This is a genomic window from Falsiroseomonas bella, from assembly GCF_003173615.1.
Taxonomy (GTDB): Bacteria; Pseudomonadota; Alphaproteobacteria; order Acetobacterales; family Acetobacteraceae; genus Falsiroseomonas; species Falsiroseomonas bella.
Window position 1 is genome coordinate 144,773 of sequence record NZ_QGNA01000001.1, and the last position, 4,155, is coordinate 148,927.

Here is a 4,155-nt window from a genome sequence, read left to right on the forward strand (position 1 = left end):
CATGCACGTTGCCGTGCAACGTGCATGGGGTCCCGGAATGCGCCCCGCGGCAAAGCCGCGAAGCCAAGGCCGCGGATGCGGCCGCCCGGCGTCTGAGGGGCGTCATAACTGCAATCGCGCGAGCACCAACTGGCGGCCGCGGCGCCACCATTGGGCGCCCAAGGGCTCCCAGCCATGGTCGAAGCGCACGAAGACGCGGCTGCCATAGGCCTCGCGCACCAGCCCGTCCGGCAGGGCGAGGTCGAACTGGAACAGGCGCTGCAGCGTGCGCGGCGCCTCGCCGCCCGAGGCCGGATCGGAGGCGAAGCGGCCGCCGCCTTCCACCGCGAGCGCACGGCTCGGCAGGCGGTCGGAGGCTGCCGGCACTTCCCGCACCAGGCGCGCCGAAAGCGGTTCCCAGACGCGGCCGGGCAGCTTGATCTCGACCTCGCCGAGGCGGTCGCGCACCAGCTCGATATCAGCCTGCGGCACCACCACGCGCACCAGGGATGCGCTCTCCGGCGTGATGAAGCCGATGACGTCGCCCCGCTTCACGTAGCGGCCGGGCAGGTCCTCGGCGCGCGGCACGCGGAAGGTGCCCTCGGCACCGCTGACCACCTCCAGCGCCGCGAGCTTCTCCTCGGCGCGCGCCAGTTCCTGCGTCTTGAGCGCGATCTCCTGCTGCGTCACGCCGGCCTGCACGCGGTTGGTGAACTGCTCGGAATCGAGGCGCGCGCGCAGCGCCTCGATCTGGGTGCGCAGCACCGCGACCTGCGCGACGAGCTCGGGGTGCTCGGCCTCCACCAGCCGCATCCCCTTCCCGACATGGCTGCCGGGCGCGATGGCAACCGCGCGGATGAAGCCGTCGCCGCCGGCGCGCACGATCGCCTCCTCCGGCAGCCAGACCACGCCTTCGGAGGTGGTGCGCAGCGGCGCCGGCGCGACGGCGAGCAGGAAGGCGGCCGCGGCAAGGCCGCCGAAGGTGATCGCCATGGCGCGGCCGCGCTTCAGCTGCAGCTTCGGGCTGGTGCCGACATGCCAGAAGGCCTTCGCCATCGGCCAGACCAGGCCCATGACGATGCCCGCGATCGCGACGAGCGCGCCGATGACGAAGAAGCGCTCCGCCACGAACAGCGCGATGCCGAACAACACCACCATGCGCCAGGCGAAGGAGGCAGGGGCATAGACGGCGAACCAGAAGCGCTCCCACGGCGTCGCGCTCGGTTCCTCGACGTCGGCGCCGAACAGCCTGCGTTCGGCGATCCAGCCCCACCACTTGTTGGCGCGGCCGCCGAGGTTCGGGATCTCGAGCAGGTCGCAGGCGATGAAATAGCCATCCAGCCGCATCAGCGGGTTCAGGTTGAAGATCACGGTCGAGACGCCGGCGACCAGCATCACGTTGAAGCACAGCGCGCGCAGCAGCCCGGGTTCCAGCAGCGTCCAGGCGATCATCGCCAGCGCCGCGATGAAGGCCTCCACGATCACGCCCGCCGCGCCTACGCCCGCGCGCCGCCACTTGCTGCGGAAGGCGGCGGAGGCGGTGCCGTCCACATAGGGCACCGGGGCGAGCGCCATCAGCATCACGCCCATCTCGTGCACCTCGCCGCCGCCGGCGCGCGTGGCATAGGCATGCCCCATCTCGTGCAGCAGCTTGAGCACGGGGAAGACGATCGCCACCATCAGCAAGCCGTCGGGCGTGAGCACGCGGTCCGCGAGGTTCGCCGTCAGCTCCGGCCAGTGCATGCCGGCCAGCACCGCGCCGGCGCCGACCACCAGCAGCCAGAGCAGCGCACCGAATTTCGACATCAGCGGCTGCACGAAGGGCAGCGTGGCGAGCAGGAAGCGGTCCGGGTCCCAGAGCGGGAACTTCACGGCAAGCGGATTGCCCGCGCGGCCGAGCAGCTTGCGGCGCTTCTGCTTGCCGCGGCGCTGCAGCATCTCCTTCGGGTCGGCCGCGACATCGGTCTGCAGCAGGTCGGCGGAATGGAGCTGCGAGAGCAGGTTCACCACCGAGGTCTGCGTCGGTGCATCGTCGCCGAGCTGGTCCACCAGCGCCTTCCACAGCTCATCCACTGTGCGCTTGCCGTCCATCATGCCGGCGAGCTGGTAGGCGGAGGGGCTGAAGCGGTGATAGCGCCCGGAGGCGTGGTCCTGCACCACGTACCAGGTGTGGCCGCGGTAGCGGTGCCGATGGATCTTCACATGCGGGCGCAGCCGCGGCTTGAGGCGCGCGACGCGGTGCCATTCGGGGCTGAGGAAGGCGTCGGCGGCCATGGGTTATGTCCGCCGGCGCATGGTCACGGCAGCCATGTCCACAGGCTCATGCGCACCCAGTCCACGAGGCTGCGAGTCCAGATCCAGACCAGGGAGCGGTCCTCGACCGAGAGCTTCGCCACGCCTTCCATTCCCGGGCGCAGCCGTGCCGCAGGGTCGGTCACGGCGGCCTCGACGCGGAAGACGTTGCGGCCGTCCTGCGCATTCGCGACCGGCGTCACCTTGCTGATCGCCACGGGGAAGGACTGGCCCGAAAGGCCGGTCAGCACCAGCTCGCCCCCCTGCCCTTCCGCCACGTAGCGCATGTCGCGCTCATCCACCTGCAGCACGACGCGGAAGCCATCGAGCGGCGCGATCTCGAACAGCACCTTGCCCGTTTCCACCGGCGCGCCGAGCTGCTGCGAGAGGTCGCCCGAGACGACGATGCCGCGGAATGGCGCGCGGACCTGCGCCCGCGCCAGCTTGCCTTCCACCAGCGCAAGCTGCGCTTCCGTCTGGCGCACCTGCGCGGCGAGCATGCGCGCCTGGGCGCGGTCCTGCTTGCCCAGCGCTTCCTGGTAGCGGAGCAGCTGCTGCTCGCGCTCCGCCCGCCAGCGCGCGGCTTCCAGCTTCAGCTCGCGGTCGTCGAGCGTGGCCAGCACCTGGCCTTCCTCCACCACGTCGCCGGCGCGTGCCGGCGCGGTGGCGACGAAGCCCTCGAAGGGTGCGACGGCGGCGCGCTGGACGGAGCCCTCGATCGCCGCCTTGGCCGCGACGCGGAACTCGCCGGTGGCGACCGCGAGCCAGGCACCAAGCGCCAGCGCCGCGGCGAGCGCGAGCTTCAGCGCCGGCCGGCGCGGGCCGAAGACCGCGCGCAGCGCATCGCCGGCCATGGTCGCGATGCGGCCGGTGACGAGCTTCTCGCCCTCGGCCTTCGCCACGATCAGCGGGCCGAGCGCATGGCCGACCGCTTCCAGCATGCGCAGCGTCGTGGCGTCGAAGGCCTCGCCCTCGCGCTCGAAGGTCAGCACGCCGATGGTGCGCGGGCCGGCGGTGAGCGGGATGGACGCCACGGTCGTCGCGCCGGAGAGGCGGCCGAGCTCGGTCGCCGCAACGGCGATGCGCCGCGCCGTCTCCGGCAGGGCCGGCAGCAGCACGGCCGCGTCCTGGTCCAGCACCTCCTCCATCGCGGCCTCGATCGCGGCGACGGTCTGGGCCTTCTCCTCGAACCAGGCCGTGTGGGAGACGGCGACGAGCCGTGCGCCACGATGCTTCGCGAGGCCGAGGCAGACGCGGCGGCAGTTCAGCCGCGTCGCGAGATCGGTGGCGACGGCGACGGCCGCGGCATGCAGCCGCGCATGCTCGCCGGCGACGGCGGCGACATCGAGGGCGATGGCGGTGCGGCGCAGCTGTTCCGCATCCATGCTGGCCTGGCGGCGGCGGAACAGCGTCTCCAGCCAGCCTGCGCCCCAATGCAGCTGGCGCAGCGCGGCCTGCAGCGCGGCGCCGGTGGCGCGCACTTCCAGCACCACCGCGCCATGCACGGCGCCGTCGAGTTCCAGCGGGTAGGCGACCTCGGAGGCGCCGTCGCGCCCGGCGAGAACGACGCCGCGCTTCTCGGCCAGCGCCTGCTGCGCGGTCTTGGCGAGATGCGTCACGTCGCGCGCGCGGTCCGGCCAGATCGCGGCCGGCGTGAAGCGGCCGCGGCCTTCCTGCAGCAGCAGCAGGCCCGCCTGCACATCCGGCACGTTGCGGCACTGGATGGCAAGCCAGGCGTTGCAGAACTCGCTGGCCTGCTTCGCGCCGGCGAAGGAGGCCCAGAGCGCGGCCTCCCCATCCGTCTGCGCGACGAGGCGGAGCTTCGGCTCCGCTGCGCCGGGGCGCCCGATATCTTCGGCGAAGGACATCGCGCGCCCCCGCCGC

General features: G+C 72.4%; 2 protein-coding genes. Both read right to left on the reverse strand.

What is annotated here, in order from left to right; genetic code table 11:
- Positions 1-102: 102 nt before the first annotated feature.
- The gene (locus tag DFH01_RS00780; protein WP_109868506.1) at positions 103-2,253 is read right to left on the reverse strand and encodes a PqqD family peptide modification chaperone; all 2,151 of its coding nucleotides are present in this window, start codon (positions 2,251-2,253) and stop codon (positions 103-105) included.
- A 23-nt stretch (positions 2,254-2,276) separates the two neighbouring features.
- Positions 2,277-4,139, reverse strand: coding sequence for a GAF domain-containing protein (locus DFH01_RS00785; protein ID WP_109868507.1), 1,863 nt, complete (start codon positions 4,137-4,139; stop codon positions 2,277-2,279).
- Positions 4,140-4,155: the final 16 nt, after the last annotated feature.